Origin of the sequence: Bradyrhizobium sp. HKCCYLRH2015 (genome assembly GCF_051168215.1) — a bacterium.
Taxonomy (GTDB): Bacteria; Pseudomonadota; Alphaproteobacteria; order Rhizobiales; family Xanthobacteraceae; genus Bradyrhizobium.
The window spans coordinates 1-22082 of the sequence record NZ_JBNPUO010000007.1 but is presented as its reverse complement, the minus strand read 5'-3'; the positions used below and the strand labels follow the sequence as shown (position 1 = coordinate 22082).

Genomic DNA, 22082 nt, shown 5'->3' with positions numbered 1-22082 from the left:
TTCCTCCCTCAGGACAGGCCCAGCATCTTGCGGTTCGCCATGTCGTCGGTGCCGGAGCCGGCGAAATCATCAAAAGCCTTCTCTGTGACCTCGATGATATGGCTCCTGATGAACTCGGCGCCCTCGCGCGCACCCTGTTCGGGATGCTTGATGGCGCACTCCCATTCCAGCACGGCCCAGCTGCCATAGCCGTATTGCGTCAGCTTCGAGAAGATCGCGCCGAAATCGACCTGGCCGTCGCCGAGCGAGCGGAAGCGGCCGGCCCGATCGGCCCAGCCCTGGAATCCGCCATAGACGCCCTGGCGCCCGGTCGGATTGAACTCGGCGTCCTTGACGTGAAACGCCTTGATGCGCTCGTGATAGATATCGATGTAGGCGAGATAATCGAGCTGCTGCAGAACGAAGTGTGAGGGATCGTACAGCAGGTTGGCGCGCCTGTGATTCCCCACCCGCTGCAGGAACATCTCGTAGGAGACGCCGTCATGCAGGTCCTCGCCGGGGTGGATCTCATAGGCGAGATCGACTCCGTGGTCCTCGGCATATTCGAGGATCGGCCGCCAGCGCCGCGCGAGCTCGTCGAACGCGGCCTCGACGAGACCAGGTGGACGCTGCGGCCACGGGTAGATGTAGGGCCATGCCAAGGCGCCGGAAAACGTTGGGTGTGCGGTGAGCCCAAGACGCTTTGACGCCAGGATCGCCCGCTTGACCTGATCTATGGCCCATTCGGTGCGCGCCGTCGGATTGCCACGAACCTCCGGCGCCGCGAACCCATCGAAGGCCGCATCATAGGCCGGGTGAACGGCAACGAGCTGGCCTTGGAGATGCGTCGAGAGCTCGGTGATCGCCAATCCGTGGCGCGCTGCAATGCCCTTCACCTCGTCGGCATAGTCCTGCGACTCGGACGCCCTCTTAAGATCGAAGAGCCGGCCGTCCCAACTCGGGATCTGAACCCCCTCATACCCGAGCGAGGCCGCCCACCCGCAAATCGAATCCAGCGAATTGAAAGGCGCCGCATCTCCAGCGAACTGGGCGAGAAAGATGGCGGGACCTTTGATCTGCTTCATCGCATGCTCCCTTCTCCCGTGGATGCGCGCGTGCTCGCTGGCCGATAGTGCCATCGCACCGGCGCGTCCGCCACGCTGGAACCCCTCTGCGTTTCACCACCAGTCTCAATTTGCAGCATCGGACGCTCGCGCTGCGCGCACTGCAATGCCGACCGTAACGCCGTCCTCGGCATCCCCCCGCCAGGCTTTTCAAGGCGCGAGGACCGTGAGATACAGTCGATGAGTGCCGTGTGCGAAATGTCCCCGGTCGCTCCATCTGCCAATGACGAGCCAAGTCGATTGCGGTCCTCCAACGGCTCACCTGCACCATGAATGACGCATGCAATGTCACTGGCCTGGGACGCACGACGCTCCGCCCATTGATGAGAACGAGGGATCACACGACGTCGATCGTCGCCGTCTGTGGTGGATGCTCGTGTCCGTGGCGCCATCCTGTCGCGCTGTCTTTGGAGCCTGACCGGTGAGCCAGACATTCGATCGTCCCGCCGCTGATCCTGTCGCCCTCGACAGGCTCAAGGCCCGCATCCAGGCATTGCGCGCGAAAACCATCGCCAATGGCTGCACCGAGGACGAGGCACTGTCCGCGGCCGCCAAGGTCGCCGAACTGCTCGATCGCCACGACCTGTCGCTGTCCGACCTCGAGCTGCGGGCGTCGGCGTGCGAGCGCAAGGTCTACGAGACCCATCGCAAGAAGCGCATTCCGCTCGACGACTGCATCGGCGCGATCGCGCATTTCTGCGATTGCCGGGTCTGGCGCGAGAAGAACCCGGCCGGCGAGGCGAGCTATGTGTTCTTCGGCCTCCCGGCGGATGTCGAGGTTGCGCATTATCTGGCGGAATTGATCGACAACGCCGTGCGCGCCGAGCTCGGCCGCTACAAGACCTCGGCCGACTACCGCCGGTTCCGGCATCAGGACCGGCATCTCGCCAATGCCTCCTTCGCCCTCGGCATGGTGGTGTCGATCGCCGACCGCCTGGTGGCAATGAAGGCGAGCCGCGATCAGGCCAACGAAACCACCGGCCGCGGCCTGGTCGTGCTCAAGACCTCGGTGGTCGATGCCGAGTTCGACAAGCTCGATCTGAAGCTGAGGTCGGCGCGCAGCACGAGCCGGATGGTGTCGACGGCCGCCTATGAGGCCGGAGGCGCCGCCGGCACCACGCTCGCGATCAGTCCGGGCGTGAGCGGCGCGTCACCGCCACGTAGTTCAAAGCGAGGCTGACGGACGCCGGTTCGACGTCGGCTATGGGGCCTCAAAGCACGGCCCAAGTCGGTTGCTGCGTCATGGATCGACGTCCAGCGTCCTAAGTGCAGCGACGGGGCGATCTCGGCTGGCCATGACATTTGCTTCCATCCCAGCCGCTCAGTTAAGCTGCCTGCATGGGCTACTGCGTCTTCATGCATCGGACTGATTCGATCTACGACGATAGTCCGGCGGAGCAGTACCAATTTCCCAAACAATATCTCGGCCGCGCGCAGGGCAGTGTCGGAGATTGGATTGTCTACTTAGAGCCGACGAAAGTGCTGGGAACGCGCGGCTATTTCGCTATCGCTCGGGTCGAGCGGATCATTCCAGATCCGAAGGCGCCCGATATGTATCTCGCGCTCATTCAGCCCGGCTCATACCTCGAGTTCGTCAGCCCGGTTCCTTTCAGCGAGCAGAACGGTCCGATCGAACGGGGTCTGCTCAACGAGGCGGGCAAGATCTCGGGCCGGGCGCAGGCGGCTGTGCGGCCGATTTCGCCGGAGGACTTTCAGCGTATCATCGAGCGGGGTCTGGATGATCGAGACGCCTTGTTGCCGCGTGTGCCGGAGGCCGGCCACCCCCTTGACGGGTTTGAAGAGGATCAAGCGCCATTAGTGTCAGAGCAGCTCCGCGATCGCATCCAACGTCTAACGTCGCGTATCGCCCGAGATCGCCTGTTCCGCAAGATCGTACTGCGAGCCTATGGCGAGCGTTGCGCAATCACTGGGCTGAAACTGATCAACGGCGGCGGACGTGCCGAAGTGAATGCGGCCCATATTCGCCCTGTCGAGGCTAACGGGCCCGACCTCGTGCAAAACGGGCTGGCCTTGTCGGGAACGGTCCATTGGATGTTCGACCGAGGATTGATCAGCCTTGCTGATGATCTCGCCATCCTGGTCTCTCGGCACGTCAACGACATCGATCGTATCCGTGGCTTCATCAATCCGTCCGGGGTTGCCTTCGCTCCGGACCGCGCCCGAGATCGACCGCACCCGCACTTTCTGCAATGGCATCGCCGTCATTGCTTCAAGCAGTGACTCGATCAGGGAGTAAGTCCGACCGGCGCTGTCCGCTCGCGCTGGTAGGCTTGCCCTAGGGGCGGTGCTGCGGCTTCCCTCGACCCCGTCACGTTTCGTCCATCCGTCGGCAGCGGGGGGCGTCGAGCTTCGCGACGCCGCCATATGATGGATCGCAGCGTTCTGGCCGTACCGCCCTCAGCTCTTCCCGCCAGAGCCCTTCAACGCATTCCACGCCGCCTGATTGGCCTGATCGAACGCCTTGCGGGATTCGCTCAGGGCGGCGCTGAGCACCGACCAGGATTCGCTGCCCGTCTGTTTCAGCTTCTCGAGATGGGCGCCGGCCTCTGCCGCGTCGGATTTGAGCTGCTTCAGCACGGCGTCCAGATCGGTGGTGCCGACCGTTGTCACCTTGGTCGCCGCCTCGCGAAACCTGTCGGCCGACTCCCGCCATGCCGTTGCCTGCGCCGCGGCGATGTCCTTGAAGGTCGCCTGCTGCTGCGCGGCCTGCTGGCCGGCGGCATTGAAATAGGCTTTCATCTGCGCCTCGAATCCGGCCCAGTGCGCGTCCAGCTCGGTCTTCGCGCTGGCCATCGCGGCTTCGCCGGCCGCCGCCTGCGTCTTGAGCAGGGCTTCGAGGTCGCCGCGGCGCTTCTTCAGGTCCGCCATGATCTCCTCGGTCTTCACCTTGGATGCTGCCTCGACCTCGGCTGCCTTGACCCCCAGCGACTCCAGCGCGGCATCCATCTCGTGGAGGCGCTCCCTGGCCCAGTTCAGGTAGACCTGCATCGCGCTCTGTGCCGGCATGGCTGCTCTCCTCTGATCCATCCTGCGACAAGCCATATAGAAACTGCGTCGTATAATTTTGACCTGCATCAAGGCCCCGGGGGGGGGCTGGGCATCACGTTCGCGTGCAGCGCGGCGGCGTCCCCGAATGGCGGGCCGCCATGGCCGGTGCTAGTCGTATCGCTCGAACAGGATCGCAAGAGGCGCGTCGAGATGACTGGTGACGAATTTCGGACTCTCGCCCTGTCGTTCGCCGGAGCGACCGAGGCGCCTCACTTCGATCGCACCGCGTTCAAGCTGCACCGGACCTTCGCGACCCTCGCCGCCGATGGCGCATCCGCCAATGTCCTGCTCTCGCCCGACGAGCAGGAGCACCATGCCGGCCTGCAGCCCGGCGTGTTTCGCCGGGTCCCCAACAAATGGGGTGATCAGGGCTGGACCACCGTGTCGCTCGCCGACGTCGACGCCGCTCGCCTGCGCAGCGTGCTCGAGAGCGCGTGGCGCGCCGCGCATCGTCCGCCGCGTTCACGCGGCCGCAGCAGGCGCTGAGCCGACCCCGGCGAAACAATCGCCGGCGGCGACAAGAACTCTCACACCCTTCGCCCGACCATCAGCAGGATGCCGCCGATCTGCGGCAGGAGCGCCAGCAGGATCAGGCGGAGCATGACGAAGTCTTCGGCGGAGGGCTTCACCACGCCGCGCGACACCCACGCCACCAGCTTGATCGCGGCCTCGGTCTGCGGATCGGCGGTCTGGCTGACCGTGGACATCGCCGCGTCCAGCGCCAGCCGGCGCTCGGCAACGGCGGCCTCGCGCTCGCGGCAGAACTTGCCGACGCCGCCCTTGCACTCGCGGTCGCGCGCGGTCATGGCGTCGGCGAGCGCGGTCTGCGCCGCCTGCACCGCGGGCGTCACGCGCGAGGCGCGCGCCAAGGTGACGTCGCTGATGTTGGTGGAGGCGAAGCCGATGCCGGCGGTGACCGCGAACACGAAGGTCATCAGCCACACCGCCCAGCCGGTCAGTGCCGAGGCGCGGTGGCGCGCCTGCCACAGCCGAGCGGCGCAGGTCGGCATCACCAGCGCGACGAGGTCGGCGGTCACGCCGACAGCAAGGAACATATAGCCCGCGGTGCTGTTCGAGCCGAGCGAGTGGGCGAACCAGCCGTTCATGGCCATGCCGACCGCGGCCAGCGCCAGTGCGGCCAGTTGCAGCAGGACCGACGAGGCGGTGATGCCAGCGCGCGCGGGCTTCGTCGGCGTGATCGGCGCGGCGGCCTGCACGACCTCGGCCTCGGTCGCGGCCGGCGCATCGCGCGGCGGTATCGTGGCCGGCGGCGCTGCGGCCGGGATCGCCGCGGCGGCCGCGCTGGCAGCCGCCCCCGTGCGCGACGCCTCGGCAACGGCCGGAGCTTTCGCCGGCTCGTTCACGTAGTCCAGGAAGTCCGGCATGATCAGCGTCTCGGACGCGAGCATCTCGTCGTCGAGCGCCGCCATCTTGGCTTTCTCGGCCTTGTCGGCTCGGGGCCGCGGGCGTGGCTTGACGACCTTGGCGCGCTTCGGACGCGGCTTGGCCGTCTTCGGCTCTCGCCAGGGAATGATGGATGCGACTACGGACTCATCAGCCATCGGGGCTGCTCCAATCGGTCGTGATGGGCGCGACGCTGCGTTTGCACGCAGCGCTGACCGCGCCGGCATCGGGTGCACGTCTGATGGGGAATCGGGCAGCGGCCCGCCTCGAAGCGGGCCTTCGTTCTTGCGGCCGGGCTGGCGTCGCGCGAAGAAATCGTTGGCGTCTCCCGCGCCCTGGTCCGCCGATGATGCGGAGGGCTTGCGGTCACAAGCGCCACGTAATGAGGCGGCGCCCGGAAGGTTCTGGTCCGCGCGGGGCCGGGCCGGTCAGCCGTGCGCCCAACACCCATGTTCTAAACCAATGGTTAACACGGATTCGCCGGTTTCGAAACCGCGCCGCGCGTGTAGCGGCAGTGGCAGTGGTGAACGCTGGCGACCTGCGTCTTTGGAGTCACAACCGCCGCGTGAGGCATACTTCTGTTCACTGATCGAACGAAGAGGTGCCGGCGCTTCTCGATCGCACTATGATGTCATTTCGGGATCGGAGCACCCACGTCACCTCATGCCATGTCCCTGCGGATCACAGCTTCCCTTCGACCGCTGTTGCGGTCCCTATCTGCTTGGCGACGCGATGCCGCCCACCGCCGAGGCGCTGATGCGCTCGCGCTACACGGCCTATACGCGCGGCGACATCGGCTACATCGAAGCGACGCTCGCGTCCGACAGGCGTGCTGCGTTCGACCCTGTCGCGGCGAAGAATTGGGCGACGCGCGCGACCTGGCTCGGCCTGCGCATCGTCTCGTCGGTCCGCGGCCAGCCCGGCGACGCCGATGGCGTCGTCAGCTTCATCGCCAGCTATCGCGAAGACGGCAAGATCATCGAGCACCACGAGGTCTCACAGTTTCGCCGCGACGACGACGGCGCCTGGCGCTTCGTCGAGGGTGACGCGCGCGCCGCCGTCACGGAGCCGAAGCGGGCGGCTGCCACCGCGAAGGTCGGCCGCAATGATCCATGCCCGTGCGGTAGCGGCAAGAAATACAAGTTCTGCTGCGGGCGGTGAGCGCGGCGGCATGTCTCGATCGCGGTGCATCGCTGTGTTGATAGGAGGGGGGAGCCGCGACTGCGGACTCGTCAGGTGCTTCCGTGCCCCCGCGCAGGCCGGCGCGCCGGCGCTCCAGCCGCTGGCGCCGGCGCCAATCTCGCGACGACGGTCCCGCGTCGCCGGTCTTCCCGCGCCCGCTTAGTTGCGAGCGCGAATGAGAAGCAAAGATCGGACGCATGCGGCGCGAACGATCGCGCGGGCCTCATTGTGGCCGGCGGATGTCTGCTCGTTTCCGTCGCGCGTCAGAGCCGGGGCGTCACGATGCCAACAGAGCGGAGGACTTCTCTGCCACCGCCTTGACTCCGCCCAACCGGGCTGGCCTAGAAGGACGTAGTTCCTAGCGGGGGTGGTATCAGGTGGCGGAGTTGGACGAGGCGGTCCGGCAGGACGAACGCGAGCGGCCGCAGGTTGCCGCAACCCTGTCGCCGGCAACGAAGGCGCTGTCGCCGCGCAAGGCGGCCATCCTCGACCATGCCAACCATTTCGCCGATGCGCGCGCCGACTGGCGCGACAAGGCGGCGTTCTTTCACGGCGAGGATGCGTGCTATCTGCGCTTCCTGATTCCGCCGGGCAGCCGCGTGCTGGAGATCGGCTGCGGCCTCGGCGATACGCTGGCCTCGCTCGCGCCGTCCTACGGTGTCGGCATCGACTTCAGCGAAAAGCAGATCGCGATCGCTCGCAGCCGGCATCCCGAGCTGACCTTCATTCTGGGCGACGCGGAGGATCCGGCCACGCTCGCCGCCGCCACCGGCCCGTTCGATGTCATCCTGGTGCTCGACACCATCGGCTCGCTCGACGACTGCCAGCAGTTCATCGCGCAGTTGCACCCGTTGTGCACGCGCGAGACGCGACTCGTCATCGGCTACTTCTCGCACCTCTGGTATCCGCTGCTGAAGGCTGCGGAAGCACTGGGCCTGCGGATGCCGCAGCCGGAGCAGAACGTGCTGTCGCCGGCCGACCTGCGCAGCTTGGCGCACCTGGCCGATTTCGATCCCGTCAAATCGGAGCAGCGCGTGCTGTCGCCGCTCCGGCTCTACGGCCTCGGCCGCTTCGCCAATCGCTTCCTCAGCGTGCTGCCGGGCCTGCGCGCGCTGGCGCTGCGACATTATCTGGTATCGCGATCGATGTGCTGCGTCAGCGACGACGTCCGCTCGGCGACGGTGGTGATCCCGGCGCGCAACGAGCGCGGCAACATCGAGCCGGCGGTCCGGCGCATCGCCACGTTCTGCAACGACATCGAGATCATCTTCATCGAGGGCCACAGCCAGGACGGCACCTATGAGGAGATGGAGCGGGTGCGCGCGGCGTTCCCGGATCACGACATCAAGCTGATGCGCCAGCCTGGCAAGGGCAAGGCCGACGCGGTGTTCACCGCGTTCGACGCCGCGCGCGGCGACGTGCTGATGATCCTCGATGCCGACCTCACCATGCCGCCGGAGCAATTGCCGAAATTCTTCGAGGCGCTGCGTTCCGGCAAGGGCGAGTTCATCAACGGCTCGCGCCTGGTCTATCCGATGGACGAGGGCGCGATGCGCTTCCTCAACCTCATCGCCAACAAGACCTTCTCCTACCTGTTCTCGTGGCTCCTGAATCAGCGCTACACCGATACGCTCTGCGGCACCAAGGTGCTCCGCCGCAGCGACTATGTCAGGCTCAAGGCCGGCAAGGCCTATTTCGGCGATTTCGATCCGTTCGGCGATTTCGACCTGATCTTCGGCGCCTCGAAGCTGAACCTGAAATCGATCGACCTGCCGATCCGCTACGCCGCGCGCAGCTATGGCGAAACCCAGATCTCCCGCTTTCGCCACGGCTGGATGCTGCTGAAGATGGTCGTGTTCGCGTTCTTCAAGATCAAGGCGATCTGAGGATGGCGTGCGCGCGCGGACCACGCCTGCGAGGTGGGCCGATGCGCTTCATTGGAGTTCCCGCCGGAGCTGCTTGTGATCCGCGGTGACGGCCCTTCCCAAGATGCCGGCCAGAACTGTGCGACAAAGGACATGCCGCGCCGCGACGCGCTCGACCGCCTCACCCCGTTCGGCTGGCGCGGCGGCGTTGCGGTCGCGCTGCTGCTCTCGCTCGTGTCGTTCCTGACCGCCGGCTATTTCACCGTCTATTGGCGCAATGCCGACATGGACTTCATGGTGATCTACAACGCGCTCGCCATGAACGACGGCGGCGCGCAGGTGTTCTTCGACCACCCGGCCTATCTCACCATCCTCTCGGTCGAGACCTGGTTCGCGCTGCTGCACCGGCTCGGCCTGCTCGACGCCTGGACGTTGTCGGCGATCCCCGCCGACCGCGCCGCTTTCGACGCGGCGATGACCAGCGCCGTCCATGCCGGACGCGTCGCCGCGCTGCTGACGGCCGCCGGCATCATCCTCGCCTTTGCCTGGGCCGCGCGCCGGCTGGTGTCCGATTGGCGCATCGCCATGCTCGCCGTCACCGCCTTCGCCTTCTCCGGCGGCGTGCAGATGCATCTGCGCATCCTGCGCAGCGAGATGATCGCGGCGTCGTTCTGCATCCTCGCGCTGATGATCCTGATCGCTGTGGCGCGCCGCGCCAGCCTGGCGCGGCCGCTCGCCGTCGGACTCGCCGCGCTGCTCTGCATGCTCGGCCTGGAGAACAAGGTGCATGCGATCCTGCTGATCGCCGCCATTCCTGTGCTGGTGTTGCCGTTCGGGACGGCGGCGAGCGCAAGCGTGGCGTTCTGGCAAAGCTCGCGCGCGTGGGCGGCCGTCATGGTTGCAGCCGTGGCGGCAATCGTCGCCGCGATCGCCGCCTGGCCGCTGATCGCCGCCGGCTTCGATCCTGTCAATGCAACGGCTGCCGGGCTCAAGCCGATACTGTTCGGCCGCTTCGGCATCTATCAGTTCGCGCTGCTCGGCGTGGTCGCGGCCTGCATGGTCGGCTTCGCGTGGCGGTGGCGGGTGAGCGCGGCCGAGACTGTCGCGGCACTGCTGGCGGCGGTGGCCGGCACAAGCCTCGGCGTGCTGGCACTGAAGCTGAGCTACGACATCAACGATGTCGTGGTCGTGCTCAATCCTCTCGAGAAGATGATCACCTATGTCGACGCGCCCGAGGCCGCCGGCAGCCTCGCCGGGGCAGTCGGCCTGCTGCTATCGGGGGTGCTGGGGGTCATCCGGCGCTACACCTTCGTGCTGCAATCGTCGGCCCGCCCCGCGGTGTTCCTGACCTGGCTGGTCATCCCCGGCATCGTCATCGCCTGGCGCCGCGGTGAGCGGCAGGCGGCCATCCAGGCCGTCCTCCTGATGCTGGCGGCCATCGGCATCGACACGCTCGGCGTCCGCCGCGGGCTGAAGGTCGAGTACTTCGTCTTCACCGATCCCCTGATCATCATCGCCGGCATGGTCCTGCTCGATCGTCTGTCGGACCTGCGCTTCTCCCGCTTCGCCTATCCGATCGGCGCGGCGCTGCTCGCGCTCCATGTCGGCATCAGCCAGGCCGAGCCGGTCAAGATGGCGCTCAAGCGCAGGGGGCCCGAGGAGGTCTGCGAGTGGCGCGGCTACTACATGCCACGGCTGGCGCTGCCCTGGTGCGCGCCGCCGAACAGCCCGCCGAGAACGTGATCGAGCGAGATCTTTCCGCCGCCATGGGCGATGAGGCCCAGCGCCATCGCCGCCCAGGTCAGATGGATCGGCCAGCCGTCGGGCACTGTGAGCTCGACGATGCACGTCATGAACAGCAGGCCGAGCGCCGCGAAGCGGGTGCCGAGGCCGAGAATGAGCAGGACGGGGAAGCCGACCTCGCCGCAGCCCGACAGGAACGCCATCACCGTCGGCATGGGAAAGTGATATGGCCCGCCGGGTAGATGCAGCATGAACTCGTCGCTGAACAGGGTCACGGCGGTGTCGCTCAGCCTGAGAAAGCCGTCCCATTTGAGAATGCCCGAGCGCCAGAACGGCACGGCGAGCGCAATGCGAGTGACGAGCTGGACCAGGGTGAGCGGGGTCGCGCTCTGCAGCAGCCGCACGGCCTGGCCGACGAGGGAAGGCAGCGACAGCGTCGGGGTCGGCGCCATGGAGTGGTCCGTCGTCATCATGCGTCCTCGAAAGTGATGTCCGTGAAGGCGCCGGCCTCGATCAGGCCGGCTACGTTGGCGGCGAGATCGAACTCCGGCGCGGCCTCGAACGCGGCTTCCGCAGCGACGTCGAGCGGCTGCCGCGCGACCAGCAGGCTCGCGAAGATCGCGCCGCCTCGTGGCAGGTGACGCACGACGACGTCGAGCGCGGGCCGCGTGATCAGCGCGTCCTCCGGAACCGAGCCATCAATGCGCGGCACCGGGGCATCGCCGCGGTTGGCCGAGAAGATCGTGACCGCCGCGAAATCCGAGCGCACGATGCGGGTGGCGGGATGAGCGGCGAAGCGCAGCATCGGCAGCCGCTCGGGCGGCACCGTCGCCAGCGTGGCGCCGTCGAGCGGCGCGGCGTCCGCCGCGTGATAGGCGTCGAGCCAGGCCCGCTCGATCTGTGCGACGTCCGTCAGGAACGGCATCGTCCGGGCGTGCTCGTACGCTGCAATGAAGGCGGGGAAGTCGCGTCCATAGTCAAAGAGCAGCGGCGACGCCGGCGGCGTTTCGCGCACATGCGCCCGCGCCATCGCGCGGAAGAAGTCGGGGCCGGTGATGCGCTGCACCGCCGGATAGATCGCGATGAGCGACTCGATCAGGCTGACCGTGACGTTGTTGCGGTAGACGTTGAACCGACGCCCGGCCGCCTTGGCCAGCGGACCCCTGACGGCGACAGGCGTCGCGCGATCCGGCGTCAGCAGCGCCGCGGCGAACTGGGCGGCGTAGCCGGAAACCTGCTCAGGCTGCGGCATCGCGCACCTCCTGCGAGCAGCCGGGAGCGTGGTCATCGAGAATCGTCTGCGCGGCCGCGGCCTCTGCCTTCAGCACCGGCCAGTCCGGAATGTTGCTGTCCCATTCGATCAGCGTCGGCATCGGACCGTTGCGCGCGATCACGCTGGCGAACAGGGCCCACACATCGTAGGCGACGGGGCCGTCATGGCTGTCGATCAGCAGCGGCTCGCCTTCATCGTCGGCCTGCACGGCGTGACCGGCGAGATGGATCTCGCCGACAGCGACGAGCGGAAAGTCGGCCAGATAGTGCTGTGGCGAGAAGCCATGATTGATCGCGGAGACGAACACGTTGTTGAGGTCGAGCAGGAGCCCGCAGCCGGTGCCGCGGACGATGGCGCGGATGAAGTCGGTCTCGCTCATCGTCGAGTCGTGAAAGGCGACGTAGGTCGACGGATTTTCCAGCAGGATCGGCCGCCGGATCGCGCTCTGCACCTCGTCGATATGGTCGCAGACCCGTGCCAGCGTGGCGGTCGTGTAGGGCAACGGCAGCAGGTCGTTGAAGAATGTCGTGTCGTGCGTCGACCACGCCAGATGCTCGGAGACCAGGCTTGGCTGATAGCGGGCGACGAGCTTGCGGAAGCGCGCGAGGTGGTCGCGATCGAGCGGCTGCGGGCCGCCGATCGACATGCAGACGCCGTGGATCGACAGCGGATGATCCCTGCGGATCGCCTCGAGCTGACGATGCGGCGGCCCGCCGGCGCCCATGTAGTTCTCGGCATGGACCTCGAAGAAGCCGCGCTGCGGCGCCTCGGCCAGGATGGCGGTCAGGTGCGACGGCTTGAAGCTGGTCCCGGCGACGCCGCCGAGAGTTGGCGGAAAGCGAAGCGGCATGGTGGGGCACGGTGCAGGGGGGGCATCGGTGCTCATGCTGCGTCTCCGCTTTCCGCTTGGGGTGAACGAGAGCGATCAGATCGGCTTCAGCGAGCCCTTGCGGCCGCCGGGCACGTCGATGCTGGTGCAGGTGCCGCCCTGGACGAATTTCCACGCGTTGCCCTGGAAGTCGATCGTGGAGGTGCCCTGGCAGGTCGTGCCGGGACCGGCGGCGCAATCGTTCTGGCCCTTCAGGGCAACGCCGAAGCATTTCTCCTTCTTGGCGGCCATTGCGGCTTCCGCTTCGGCCTTGGTCAGTGGCCCAGCCATTGCGAGGCTTGCGAGCGCGGTGCTGACGGCGCCGGCGAGCGCCAGCGTGGTGACGGTTCTCTTGGCGGGCATGACAATTCCTCTCGTGTTCTGCATCGCTCGCTTGGCGATGCGCATCTCTCCTTCGCCCGCAGCCACGAGAATGTTACGCGGCGATTCCGCTCACGACCCTGTGAGCGGTATTGCGTGCTTCGGAGCTGCGTCCAATCGAACGCAGGCGGGTTCGAAGTGCCAATGCTTTGCAGGCATCATCGACTTAGCCAGCCGGCATTGGTGGCGCACGTCATGAGAGCGCAGTCTGGCGGCTCCCCGTCGGGCGCAGCCCCGCGCGCCGATCGGTCCGATCGGACATCGACCTGCGATGATGGCGAGCGAAAACAGCCGAGTGCCGCGCCGAGACGCCGCCGGCGAGCGGTTGACCGTCAGCATCCGCTTCGCCGTGTCGGCGCTGGTGCTGACCGCGATCCTGCTGACGGCGCTGGCCTCGAGCCTGTTGTGGTGGCGCACCTCGGAGGCGATCAGCCGTCAGCTCGCCAGCACCATCAATGCGCAGATCGCGAGCGCCGTGCGCAAGGAGGTGAGCGCGATCGTCAGCGAGGCGCGCGCGGCGCACACTGCCATCCGCACGCTGTTCCTGCAGAACGTGCTCGACACCCGCGAGGCGGACAAGCGCGAATTCGTGTTCCTGTCGCAGCTGCAGTCGCAGGCGACGATCTCATCGGCGGCGTTCGGCTGGCCCGACGGCTCGTTCTTCGCTGCCCACAAGCTCGGCGACCGGCGCCTGGAGATGATGGAGATCTCGCTGACCGATCACCCCGGCCAGCGCCGCGTCGATGAATACGACGTCGTGCCCGGCGACATCGAGTTCGCGTCACGCCGCTTCGAGCCGACCCGTTTCAAGGTCGCCGACCAGCCCTGGTTCAAGGAGAGCCTCGCCGCGGAAGAGCCGCGCTGGTTCAGCGTCGATCATCACCCGAGCGGAGAACGCCCGGCGATCGCGCTGGCCGGCCCGATCGACGTCTATCAGGAGCGGCAGGGCGTGCTCGCCATCATCATCGAGCACGCGCGCATCGCGCGCTTTCTCGCCCAGCTTCAGGTCGGACGTACCGGCAGCGCGTTCATCCTGAGGCATGACGGCGGCTTGGTCGCGGCGCCCGACGAGACCGCCGACGAGGTCAATGCCGGGCAGGTCCCTCAGCCGCTGCTGCCGATCGCGCAGCAGGCGATGCGGTCCTCGCGCGACGGCGGCGACGCCTGGCGCGGCCGCGTGCAATCGGGCGACGGCGCCTTCGAGGTGGCGCGCACGGCGCTGCCGTTTCCCGGCTGGTCGCTGGTCACGGTGATTCCGGAAGCGGAGTTTCTCGGCCCGGTCGACGCGGCGCTGCGGCGCGTGATCATCGGTCTCGGCATCGGCGCCGTGCTCGCGGCGCTGGTCTCCGCCGCGCTGGCGCGTGCCGTGATCGCTGCGCCGCTCGGGCGCGTGGTGGCCGAACTGCGCCACATCGAGGCCTTCGCGCTCGAGCAGGTGCGCCGTCATCCGTCGCGGCTGCGCGAGATCGCCAGCCTGTCCAGCGCCATTCACGACATGGCCGGCGGCCTGTCGTCATTCGGAAAATTCATTCCCGCCGATCTCGTCCGGCAATTGCTGCGGCAGGGCGTCGACGCCAGGCCGGGCGGCCATGTCCAGGAGCTCAGCGTCATGTTCATCGACATCGCCGGCTTCACCGGCCTGTCGGAGCGCATGGGCGACCGTGTCGTGCCGCTGCTGTCGCGCTATCTCGATCTGATCTCGGCCGTCATCGTCGATCACGGCGGCACCATCGACAAGTTCATCGGCGATGCGGTGATGGCGTTCTGGGGCGCACCGGCCGCGCAGCCCGATCACGCCGGTCTGTGCTGCCGCGCCGCGCTGGCGTGCCGGGACGCGGTTGCAGCCAGCCGCCTGTGCGACGATGACGGCCGGCCGCTCGCGATCCGCATCGGCATCAACTCCGGTCCCATGCTGGTCGGCAACATCGGCTCCGAGCTGCGGCTCAACTATACGGTGATCGGCGATGCCGTGAACGTCGCGAGCCGACTCGAGGGCGCCAACAAGGTCTACGGCACGGACATCCTGATCGGCGAGGGCACCGCGCGGCTGGCGGGCGAGGCGTTTCTCACCCGCGAGATCGACCGCATCGCCGTCTATGGCCGCGAGGAGGGCCTGCGCGTCCACGAACTGGTCGGGCTTGCGGAGAATGTCGCCGCGCAGGACATGCGCTGGATCGCGCACTACGCGCGCGGACTGCGTGACTATCGCGCGCAGGACTTTGCGGCTGCCAGCGCGGCCTTCGAAGCTGTCCTCGCGCTCAAGCCCGGCGATCGCTCCGCCGAGTCCATGATCGCGCGCTGCAGGCCCCTGGCAGGCACGCGGCCGGATCATCATTGGCATCCGGTGACGGCGCTGACCACGAAGTAGCGGTTGCCGGCCCGGCTAGGCCGAGCGCCGCTTGCCACGCAGCGGCCGTCGTCCGGCGAACACCGCGGCGAGATCCTGGGTGGGCGTCGCCGCGTCCTGGTCGAGCCGCAGCCGGCCTTCGACATGCAGGAAGTGCTCGCGCGACACCGCGATCGCGCGCATCAGGTCGCGGTCGCGCAGCGCCGCGACGATCGCGCCGTGCTCGTCGACCGCGCAGATCGACTGCGCCGCCGGCTCGTACACCGACACCATCACCGAGGAGCGGCTGAGCAGATCGCCGAGCATGCGCGACAGCTCGGGATTGCCGATGGAGTCGACGAGATGGACGTGGAAGGCGCCAGACAGCCGCACCGAGGTCGCGCGATCGCCGCGCTGTGCCGCCGCGCGCTCCTCCGCCAGATGCGCATCGAGCCGGGCGAGCAGGAGATCATCGACCCGCAGCACCAGCTGGCTGAGCACGCCGGCCTCGAGGACGCGATGCGCCTCATAGACTCGCCTGACATCATCGAGCGTCGGCCGCGGCACCCGTGCGCCACGGTTCGGGATCATCTCCAGCCGCCGCTCGGCGCCGAGCCGGTGCAAAACTTTTCGGATGCGCTCGCGCGACACGCCGAAGATGTCAGCCAGCGGCGTCTCGGCGAGCTTGGTACCGGCCTTGAGCTTGCCTTCCAGCAGCGCACGCAGGATGGCCTGATACACCGCCTCGTCCTCGGCGGGATTGGCCTTTCCGATTCGCTGCGCTCGCATCGCCATGGCGAACTGCTAGGCCCAAAGGCGCGGCACGTCACCTCCAAAAAATGTGCACATTCTGCCCGTGGCCGGGCACGATGCGGATCGAGAGGTAGCTCAGAACGCTGATCTCATTGCCGAATCAAGAAATGTGCACATTTGGCACGACGCTTGCTGATCTCGGGTGACACGCCACGCGACAGCTCACACGGGATCCTCTCATGCACCCCTTCTCCCGCCGCAGCCTCCTGAAGACTGGTGCGGCCTTCGCCGCCACCTTCGCCGCGCCCGCTTTGGTGCGCGCCGCCCCGAAAGAGATCGTGATCGGCGGCCCCGCCGGCGCCGCCAAATATTTCAACTCCGACCTGTTTCCGGTGCTGGAGAAGAAGCTCGACTGCAAGGTGCTCTATGAGGGCACCAACTCGCTGACCAATCTGCAGAAGATGCAGGCCGACAAGGCAAGCCCGAAGATCTCGGTGGTGATCATGGACGATCCGGTGATGCTGCCGGCCGCGGCCGAGGGGCTGATCACCAAGATGTCGTCCTCGGCGATCCCCAATCTCGGCAAGCTTGTCGGCGATGCCGTGCACCAGGACGGCATGTGGGCCAACTATCAGAAGCCGTGGGCCGGCATCGCCTATTCCACCAGGCGCATGAAGACGGCACCTGGCAGCTGGGCCGAGCTGTGGGATGCGAAATACGATTCCAAGATCGTCGTGCCGTCGCTGTCCAACACCGAAGGGTTCTGGACCTTGCTCGCCGCCGCGCATCTCGAGACCGGCAAGCCCTACAAGGAGGCGCAGTACGAGATCGACGCCGGCTTCAAGAAGATCAAGACCCTGAAGGCCAACCTGCTGAACGTCTATACCAATGCCCCGCAAGCCATCAATCTGCTGGAGCAGGGCGAGGCCTGGATGATCGGCGGCCAGTTCTCGGCCTACACCTTGATCCGCAAGGCCGACGGCTCGCCGGTCGACCTCGCGATCCCGAAGGATGGCGGCTTCTCGATGCCGTCGGGCATCGCCAAGGTGAGCGGCGCGCCGGCCGGCGATCTCGCCGACGCCGTGATCGACTTCTACCTCAGCCCAGAGGCGCAGAGCATCCTCGCCAAGACGGCCTTCATCGCGCCGACCAACCAGGCCACGCCGCTGCCTTCAGGCTATCCCGATCCCGCGACATTGTTCGCGCCCGACTGGGCCTTCATCGCCAAGAACCGCGCCGGCTGGGTCGATCGCTGGAGCAAGGAGATGACATGACCGGCGCGCCGCATCTCGTCATCAGCGGGGTCTCCAAGCGGTTTGGCGCCGCGACCGTGCTCGATCGCGTCGATCTCACGATCCGCCGCGGCGAGCTGGTGACCCTGCTCGGCCCGTCCGGCTGCGGCAAGACCACCTTGCTGCGCGCGATCGCCGGCCTTGCACCGCCCGACGCCGGGACGATCGCGCTCGCGGGGCGCGACGTCACCCATGTGCCGCCGCACCGGCGCAATGTCGGCGTCGTGTTCCAGAGCTATGCGCTGTTTCCGCATCTCACCGTTGCCGGCAATGTCGCCTTCGGCCTGAAGGTGCGCGGCACGCCCAAGGCCGAGATCGATCGTGCGGTGGAGCGCGCGCTGTCGCTGGTCAAGCTCGGCCATCTCGGCAGCCGCCGCATCTCGGCGCTGTCGGGCGGCCAGCAGCAGCGCGTCGCGCTGGCGCGCGCCATCGCGGTCGAGCCGGACGTGCTGCTGTTCGACGAAGCGCTGTCGGCGCTCGACCGCAAGCTGCGCGAGGAGATGCAGGTCGAGCTGCGCCGGCTGCTGCAGGAGGTCAAGGCAACCGCGATCTTCGTCACCCACGACCAGGACGAGGCGCTGACCATGTCGGACCGCGTCGCGGTCATGAACAAGGGCCGCATCGAGCAGCTCGCCGAGCCGCGCGAGCTTTATGCCCGGCCGGCCAGCCTGTTCGCGCTCAACTTCGTAGGGCTGTCGACGCGCATCGCCGGCCAGGTGGTCGGCGCGCAGGACGGCACGGTGGAAGTCGTCACGCCGGTCGGCCGTCTGTCGGCGCGCGGCGCGTTCCAGCCCGGGGCCTCGGTGATCGTGGTGACGCGGCCGGAGCAGCTGCGGCTCGGCGTTGGAGAGGGCGCCAACTCCGCGGCCGGCCGCGTTCGGTCGGTCGTGTTCCAGGGCTCGCGGACCCTCGTGGACGTCGATGCCGGCGCCGGCGCGAGCCTGCTCGCCGAGCTGTCGGGGCGCGAGGCCGAGGTGCCGCGCGTGCACGACGAGGTCCGCTTCGCGTGGCCCGTCGCCGAAACCTTCGCCTTCGCCGCCGAGACCTGACCATGACCGACGCCGTGCTATCAGCGCCCATCGTCAAGACCGCGCCGGATCGCGAGCGGCTCGCGGCGTTCGGCTTCGTCGCGCCATCGCTGCTGATAACGGCACTGGTGTTCGTGCTGCCGCTGGCGCTGCTGCTCGGCGTCAGCGTGCTCGACGCCAACGGCGGCATCACGCCGGCGAACTACACGAGGCTGCTCGGTACGCCTTATTATCTCGGAATCATCTGGAATTCGCTGCGGCTCGGTCTGCTGACGACGCTGATCGCATTTCTCATCTCCTATCCCGCGGCCTTCGCGCTGGCCCGCGCACGTGGGCCGCTGCGCTCGATCCTGCTGGCCACGCTGTTCCTGCCGCTCGCCGCCTCGGTCATCGTCAAGGCCTTCGCCTGGACCATCCTGTTGCGCAGCGACGGCCTCATTAACACGGTGCTGATCGCAATGGGGATCATCGAGGATCCGATCCGCATGATCTTCACCCAGACCGCGCTGATCGTCGGTGCCGTCAACATCTTCCTGCCGTTCATGGTGCTGCCGATCTACGCCGTCGTGGCGCAGCTCGACGGCCGCTACGCTGAAGCCGCGGCCACGCTCGGCGCCTCGCCGCTGGTCGTGTTCTTTCGCGTCATCCTGCCGCTGACCCTGCCGGGCATCATCGCCGGCGTGGCGCTGGTGTTCTCGCTGTCGGTGTCGGCCTATGTGGTGCCGACGCTGCTCATCGGCGAGAAATATCCGACCCTCGCCACCACCATCGCCAAGGCCTATCTGCTGGCGCGCGAGCCCGGCTTCGGCGCGGCCGCCGGCGTCGTGCTGTTGGCGATCGCAATCATCGTCGTCGCGCTCAGTGCGATGCTGTCCCGGGAGCCGAAATGATGTCGCGCCTCGCCATCATCATCTGCTGGGTGCTCGCGATCGGCCTCGCACTGTTCCTGCTGCTGCCGCTGGTCGTGATCGCCGCCGCCTCGTTCTCGCCGACACCGGTGTTCGATCTGCCGCTGTCGGGCGCGTCGCTGCGCTGGTATGGCCGCATCGGCCGGCTCGACGGCTTCTGGCCGTCGCTGGTCCTGTCGCTGCAGATCGCCGTGCTGTCGACCGCGCTCTCGATGGTCGCCGGCACGCTCGCCGCCATCGCCATCGCGCGCGGCAGGCTGCCCGGCGCGACCGCGCTGGGCACGCTGCTGGTGTCGCCGCTGATGATGCCCGGCCTCGTGCTCGGCATCGCGCTGCTGCAATATTTCCGCATGGTCGGCTTCACCGCGACCTGGAGCGCGCTGCTGGTGGCCCATCTCGTGGTGACGCTGCCCTACGTGGCGCGCACCATGATTGCCGGCTTGTCGCGGTTCGACTTCACCCTGATCGAGGCGGCGCGCACGCTTGGCTGCACCTATGCCGGCAGCGTTCTGCGCGTGATGGTGCCGGCGCTGGCGCCGTCGTTCCTGATCGCAGGGCTGTTCAGCCTGCTCGCCTCGTTCGACAACTATCCGGTCTCGATCTTCCTCACCGACGTGCGTTCGAAAACCCTGCCGATCCGCATGCTGCAATATATCGAGGAGGCGCCCGATCCGACCTTGGCTGCGCTCTCCACCCTCATTCTCGCCGGCACGCTCGTGCTGCTGCTGATCAGCGATCGCCTGGTCGGCCTGCACCGCTTGGCCGGAACCGCGGATTGACATGATGACCTCACAGCCTGCCTTTCGCCGCGATCTCACCGGCTATGCCGGCAGGCCGCCGCATCCGCGTTGGCCCCACGACGCCCGCGTCGCGGTGTCGCTGGTGGTGAATTTCGAGGAGGGCTCTGAATTCTCGGTGTGCGACGGCGATACGAGCAACGAGGCGATCTACGAGGTCGTGCACCGGCTCGACGGCCCCGACCCCTGCATCGACAGCCATTTCGAATACGGCACGCGCGCGGCCTGGTGGCGCCTGATGGATCTGTTCGACGCGCACGGCGTCAAGGTCACCGTCAGCGCCTGCGGCCGCGCGGTGGAGCGCTCGCCGCAGCTCGCCCGCGATGCCGTGGCGCGCGGGCATGAGGTCTCGGCGCATGGCTGGCGCTGGCAGAGCCACGCCGGCATGGGCGAGACCGAGGAGCGCCGCGTGATCGCGCGCACGGTGGAGACGATCCAGCGCGTCGCCGGCCAGCCCCCGCTCGGCTGGCACACGCGCTCGGCGAGCTCGCCGAACACGCGGCGGCTGCTGGTCGAGCAGGGCGGCTTCCTCTACGACAGCGATGCCTACAACGACGACCTGCCATATTACGTCGATGTCTGCGGCCGGCCGCATCTGGTGCTGCCCTACGCCTTCGACAGCAACGACATGCAGTTCTTCAACGGCTCGCGTTTCCGCGGCGGCGATTTCGCCGACTACGTCATCGACGCCTTTGACTGGCTGGTGCGCGAGGGCGCGAGCGCGCCAAAGATGCTGTCGATCGGGCTGCATCTGCGCATGATCGGCCGCCCCGGCCGGATCGGCGCGCTCGACCGCATCCTGGAGCACATCACCGGCAGCGGCGCGGCGTGGATCGCGCCGCGCGCCGACATCGCCCGGCACTGGCTGGCGACGGTGCCGCCGCCCGCCTGAGCTGCGTCAATCGTCGTTGGCGATGTCGTCGTCGGTCAGCGGCACCTCGATCGTGCCGCCCTCGCCGGTGGCGATGTCGCGCTCGTCGTCCATGTCAGCGTCGTCGGCCGGCCCGTCGAGCGGCCAGAGTCCGCGATCATGCCCGTTGCGTGGTGTCATGGCTGGTCCTCCCACGGGATAAGGCCGGGAGCGCGCAATGGTTCAGACCGAGAGCGCCGCGTTGCGGCGCTCTGGCGCGGTCCGCCACGGCCACCTACATCTGCGAGATCATGGTCGATCCCGCCGCGCTGAAATCCTTCCTCGACAGCCACCGCCGCATCGTCGTGCTGACCGGCGCCGGCTGCAGCACCAATTCCGGCATTCCCGATTACCGCGACGGCGACGGGCAATGGAAGCGCACGCCGCCGGTGACCTACCAGGCCTTCGTCGGCAGCGACGAGACGCGCCGCCGCTATTGGGCGCGCAGCATGGTCGGCTGGCGCCGCTTCGGCCGCGCCCAGCCGAACGGCGCGCATCATGCGCTGGCGCGGCTGGAGGCGCAGGGCCGCTGCGCGCTGCTGGTGACCCAGAATGTCGACCGCCTGCACCAGGCCGCCGGGACCAGCAATGTCATCGACCTGCACGGCCGGCTCGACCGCGTCCGTTGCATGGGATGCGGCGCCATGCTGTCGCGGGCCGACTTCCAGGACGAACTGGCCCGCGCCAATCCGCACTGGCTGGCGCATGACGCCGCCGATGCGCCCGACGGCGATGCCGATCTCGACGGCGTCGATTTCGCCACGTTCACGGTGCCCGGGTGCCGGGCCTGCGGCGGCATCCTCAAGCCCGACGTCGTGTTCTTCGGCGAAACAGTCCCGCGCGAGGTCGTCGCGACCGCGCGCGAGCATGTCGAGCAGGCCGACGCCATGCTCGTCGTCGGCACCTCGCTCATGGTCTATTCCGGCTTCCGCTTCGTCCGCGCCGCCGCCGACCGCAACATCCCCATCGCCGCCGTCAATCTCGGCCGCACCCGCGCGGATGATCTCTTGTCGCTGAAGGTCGAAGCGCCCTGCGACGCGGCGCTGGCGTTCCTGCTGCAGGACTAGGGTGGGCCACCCTCTCTCCGCCGTCATGGCCGGGCCTGACCCACGGCTGTCCGGTTCAGACAGACTGGACATGGTGCATGGCGTGGATTCTTCTGCGGTCTTGAGCATCGCCA

Annotated in this window: 22 protein-coding genes; 13 read left to right on the top strand and 9 right to left on the bottom strand. The window is 67.6% G+C overall.

Features of this window, described 5'->3' with window-relative positions; all coding sequences use genetic code 11:
• Positions 1-8 precede the first annotated feature (8 nt).
• Entirely contained in the window at positions 9-1064 is a 1056-nt protein-coding gene (locus ACQR1H_RS18905; protein ID WP_434908010.1) for a sugar phosphate isomerase/epimerase family protein, read from the bottom strand.
• A gap of 460 nt (positions 1065-1524) precedes the next feature.
• Between ACQR1H_RS18905 and ACQR1H_RS18900 the strand changes: the two genes are divergently transcribed.
• Together ACQR1H_RS18900 and ACQR1H_RS18895 are read left to right on the top strand one after the other, a co-directional pair.
• Positions 1525-2283 (top strand): DUF7168 domain-containing protein, encoded by a 759-nt coding sequence (locus ACQR1H_RS18900; protein ID WP_434908009.1) that lies wholly within the window; start codon positions 1525-1527, stop codon positions 2281-2283.
• 158 nt (positions 2284-2441) lie between these two features.
• Entirely contained in the window at positions 2442-3344 is a 903-nt protein-coding gene (locus ACQR1H_RS18895; protein WP_434908008.1) for an HNH endonuclease, read from the top strand.
• A gap of 177 nt (positions 3345-3521) precedes the next feature.
• Here the strand turns inward: ACQR1H_RS18895 and ACQR1H_RS18890 are convergent, their stop codons facing one another.
• The gene (locus ACQR1H_RS18890) at positions 3522-4130 is read right to left on the bottom strand and encodes a hypothetical protein (protein WP_434908007.1); all 609 of its coding nucleotides are present in this window, start codon (positions 4128-4130) and stop codon (positions 3522-3524) included.
• Positions 4131-4322: 192 nt separating this feature from the next.
• Between ACQR1H_RS18890 and ACQR1H_RS18885 the strand changes: the two genes are divergently transcribed.
• Positions 4323-4658 (top strand): MmcQ/YjbR family DNA-binding protein, encoded by a 336-nt coding sequence (locus ACQR1H_RS18885; protein ID WP_434908006.1) that lies wholly within the window; start codon positions 4323-4325, stop codon positions 4656-4658.
• Between the two features lie 41 nt (positions 4659-4699).
• Here ACQR1H_RS18885 and ACQR1H_RS18880 read toward each other — a convergent pair whose 3' ends face one another.
• Complete coding sequence (locus ACQR1H_RS18880; protein ID WP_434908005.1) at positions 4700-5734, bottom strand: hypothetical protein; 1035 nt, start codon at positions 5732-5734, stop codon at positions 4700-4702.
• A gap of 505 nt (positions 5735-6239) precedes the next feature.
• On the opposite strand from ACQR1H_RS18880, the gene ACQR1H_RS18875 reads away from it, so the two are divergent.
• The 3 genes from ACQR1H_RS18875 to ACQR1H_RS18865 all read left to right on the top strand — a co-directional run bounded on the left by ACQR1H_RS18875 (position 6240) and on the right by ACQR1H_RS18865 (position 10366).
• Complete coding sequence (locus ACQR1H_RS18875) at positions 6240-6737, top strand: YchJ family protein (RefSeq protein ID WP_315800671.1); 498 nt, start codon at positions 6240-6242, stop codon at positions 6735-6737.
• Positions 6738-7135: 398 nt separating this feature from the next.
• Entirely contained in the window at positions 7136-8644 is a 1509-nt protein-coding gene (locus ACQR1H_RS18870; protein ID WP_316215537.1) for a bifunctional class I SAM-dependent methyltransferase/glycosyltransferase family 2 protein, read from the top strand.
• 132 nt (positions 8645-8776) lie between these two features.
• Entirely contained in the window at positions 8777-10366 is a 1590-nt protein-coding gene (locus ACQR1H_RS18865) for a hypothetical protein (protein WP_315800669.1), read from the top strand.
• Here ACQR1H_RS18865 and ACQR1H_RS18860 read toward each other — a convergent pair.
• Genes ACQR1H_RS18860 through ACQR1H_RS18845 form a run of 4 tightly spaced genes read right to left on the bottom strand, consistent with a single transcriptional unit; the run spans position 10306 to position 12870 of the window.
• Positions 10306-10836: a DoxX family protein gene (locus ACQR1H_RS18860; RefSeq protein WP_409997873.1), complete on the bottom strand. Its 531-nt coding sequence runs from the start codon at positions 10834-10836 to the stop codon at positions 10306-10308. The two genes, ACQR1H_RS18865 and ACQR1H_RS18860, sit on opposite strands and share 61 nt — an antisense overlap.
• The gene (locus tag ACQR1H_RS18855; RefSeq protein WP_316215538.1) at positions 10836-11618 is read right to left on the bottom strand and encodes a DNA-binding domain-containing protein; all 783 of its coding nucleotides are present in this window, start codon (positions 11616-11618) and stop codon (positions 10836-10838) included. The genes ACQR1H_RS18860 and ACQR1H_RS18855 overlap by 1 nt, the downstream gene beginning before the upstream one ends.
• Positions 11605-12525 carry an MNIO family bufferin maturase gene (gene bufB, locus ACQR1H_RS18850; protein ID WP_434908004.1) on the bottom strand — a complete coding sequence of 307 codons (921 nt, stop codon included), beginning with the start codon at positions 12523-12525 and terminating at the stop codon, positions 11605-11607. Before bufB ends, ACQR1H_RS18855 begins: the two co-directional genes overlap by 14 nt.
• A 39-nt stretch (positions 12526-12564) precedes the next feature.
• On the bottom strand, positions 12565-12870 hold the full coding sequence (locus ACQR1H_RS18845; protein WP_315800665.1) for a BufA1 family periplasmic bufferin-type metallophore: 306 nt from the start codon (positions 12868-12870) through the stop codon (positions 12565-12567).
• Positions 12871-13183: 313 nt separating this feature from the next.
• On the opposite strand from ACQR1H_RS18845, the gene ACQR1H_RS18840 reads away from it, so the two are divergent.
• Complete coding sequence (locus ACQR1H_RS18840) at positions 13184-15256, top strand: adenylate/guanylate cyclase domain-containing protein (protein WP_434908003.1); 2073 nt, start codon at positions 13184-13186, stop codon at positions 15254-15256.
• A 15-nt stretch (positions 15257-15271) separates the two neighbouring features.
• On the opposite strand, the gene ACQR1H_RS18835 is transcribed toward ACQR1H_RS18840, so the two are convergent.
• Positions 15272-16009: a GntR family transcriptional regulator gene (locus ACQR1H_RS18835; RefSeq protein ID WP_315800664.1), complete on the bottom strand. Its 738-nt coding sequence runs from the start codon at positions 16007-16009 to the stop codon at positions 15272-15274.
• A 197-nt stretch (positions 16010-16206) separates the two neighbouring features.
• Here ACQR1H_RS18835 and ACQR1H_RS18830 point away from each other — a divergent pair, with 197 nt between their 5' ends.
• From ACQR1H_RS18830 to ACQR1H_RS18810, 5 genes are read left to right on the top strand one after another with little or no spacing between them, the layout of a single operon-like run.
• Positions 16207-17241, top strand: coding sequence for an extracellular solute-binding protein (locus ACQR1H_RS18830; protein WP_315800663.1), 1035 nt, complete (start codon positions 16207-16209; stop codon positions 17239-17241).
• Complete coding sequence (locus ACQR1H_RS18825) at positions 17238-18308, top strand: ABC transporter ATP-binding protein (protein WP_315800662.1); 1071 nt, start codon at positions 17238-17240, stop codon at positions 18306-18308. The genes ACQR1H_RS18830 and ACQR1H_RS18825 overlap by 4 nt, the downstream gene beginning before the upstream one ends.
• A gap of 2 nt (positions 18309-18310) precedes the next feature.
• Complete coding sequence (locus ACQR1H_RS18820) at positions 18311-19177, top strand: ABC transporter permease (RefSeq protein WP_434884145.1); 867 nt, start codon at positions 18311-18313, stop codon at positions 19175-19177.
• Positions 19177-19974 (top strand): ABC transporter permease, encoded by a 798-nt coding sequence (locus ACQR1H_RS18815; protein WP_434908002.1) that lies wholly within the window; start codon positions 19177-19179, stop codon positions 19972-19974. Before ACQR1H_RS18820 ends, ACQR1H_RS18815 begins: the two co-directional genes overlap by 1 nt.
• A 4-nt stretch (positions 19975-19978) precedes the next feature.
• A complete protein-coding gene (locus tag ACQR1H_RS18810; protein WP_316238503.1) occupies positions 19979-20884 on the top strand; it encodes a polysaccharide deacetylase family protein in 906 nt (301 codons plus the stop codon).
• Positions 20885-20890: 6 nt separating this feature from the next.
• On the opposite strand, the gene ACQR1H_RS18805 is transcribed toward ACQR1H_RS18810, so the two are convergent.
• Positions 20891-21043 (bottom strand): hypothetical protein, encoded by a 153-nt coding sequence (locus ACQR1H_RS18805; RefSeq protein ID WP_316238502.1) that lies wholly within the window; start codon positions 21041-21043, stop codon positions 20891-20893.
• A 110-nt stretch (positions 21044-21153) separates the two neighbouring features.
• Between ACQR1H_RS18805 and ACQR1H_RS18800 the strand changes: the two genes are divergently transcribed.
• A complete protein-coding gene (locus ACQR1H_RS18800; protein WP_316238501.1) occupies positions 21154-21969 on the top strand; it encodes an NAD-dependent protein deacetylase in 816 nt (271 codons plus the stop codon).
• The last annotated feature ends 113 nt before the right edge of the window (positions 21970-22082 follow it).

Excerpts from the sequence above, each read along its gene's own strand:
- ACQR1H_RS18860 (WP_409997873.1), bottom strand. The coding sequence starts at position 10,836 with ATGACGACGGACCACTCCATGGCGCCGACCCCGACGCTGTCGCTGCCT.
- ACQR1H_RS18810 (WP_316238503.1), top strand. The coding sequence starts at position 19,979 with ATGACCTCACAGCCTGCCTTTCGCCGCGATCTCACCGGCTATGCCGGC.
- ACQR1H_RS18890 (WP_434908007.1), bottom strand. The coding sequence starts at position 4,130 with ATGCCGGCACAGAGCGCGATGCAGGTCTACCTGAACTGGGCCAGGGAG.
- ACQR1H_RS18855 (WP_316215538.1), bottom strand. The coding sequence starts at position 11,618 with ATGCCGCAGCCTGAGCAGGTTTCCGGCTACGCCGCCCAGTTCGCCGCG.
- ACQR1H_RS18835 (WP_315800664.1), bottom strand. The coding sequence starts at position 16,009 with ATGGCGATGCGAGCGCAGCGAATCGGAAAGGCCAATCCCGCCGAGGAC.
- ACQR1H_RS18805 (WP_316238502.1), bottom strand. The coding sequence starts at position 21,043 with ATGACACCACGCAACGGGCATGATCGCGGACTCTGGCCGCTCGACGGG.
- ACQR1H_RS18880 (WP_434908005.1), bottom strand. The coding sequence starts at position 5,734 with ATGGCTGATGAGTCCGTAGTCGCATCCATCATTCCCTGGCGAGAGCCG.
- ACQR1H_RS18815 (WP_434908002.1), top strand. The coding sequence starts at position 19,177 with ATGTCGCGCCTCGCCATCATCATCTGCTGGGTGCTCGCGATCGGCCTC.
- ACQR1H_RS18825 (WP_315800662.1), top strand. The coding sequence starts at position 17,238 with ATGACCGGCGCGCCGCATCTCGTCATCAGCGGGGTCTCCAAGCGGTTT.
- ACQR1H_RS18800 (WP_316238501.1), top strand. The coding sequence starts at position 21,154 with ATGGTCGATCCCGCCGCGCTGAAATCCTTCCTCGACAGCCACCGCCGC.
- bufB (WP_434908004.1), bottom strand. The coding sequence starts at position 12,525 with ATGAGCACCGATGCCCCCCCTGCACCGTGCCCCACCATGCCGCTTCGC.
- ACQR1H_RS18875 (WP_315800671.1), top strand. The coding sequence starts at position 6,240 with ATGCCATGTCCCTGCGGATCACAGCTTCCCTTCGACCGCTGTTGCGGT.
- ACQR1H_RS18865 (WP_315800669.1), top strand. The coding sequence starts at position 8,777 with ATGCCGCGCCGCGACGCGCTCGACCGCCTCACCCCGTTCGGCTGGCGC.
- ACQR1H_RS18830 (WP_315800663.1), top strand. The coding sequence starts at position 16,207 with ATGCACCCCTTCTCCCGCCGCAGCCTCCTGAAGACTGGTGCGGCCTTC.
- ACQR1H_RS18895 (WP_434908008.1), top strand. The coding sequence starts at position 2,442 with ATGGGCTACTGCGTCTTCATGCATCGGACTGATTCGATCTACGACGAT.
- ACQR1H_RS18820 (WP_434884145.1), top strand. The coding sequence starts at position 18,311 with ATGACCGACGCCGTGCTATCAGCGCCCATCGTCAAGACCGCGCCGGAT.
- ACQR1H_RS18845 (WP_315800665.1), bottom strand. The coding sequence starts at position 12,870 with ATGCCCGCCAAGAGAACCGTCACCACGCTGGCGCTCGCCGGCGCCGTC.
- ACQR1H_RS18885 (WP_434908006.1), top strand. The coding sequence starts at position 4,323 with ATGACTGGTGACGAATTTCGGACTCTCGCCCTGTCGTTCGCCGGAGCG.
- ACQR1H_RS18905 (WP_434908010.1), bottom strand. The coding sequence starts at position 1,064 with ATGAAGCAGATCAAAGGTCCCGCCATCTTTCTCGCCCAGTTCGCTGGA.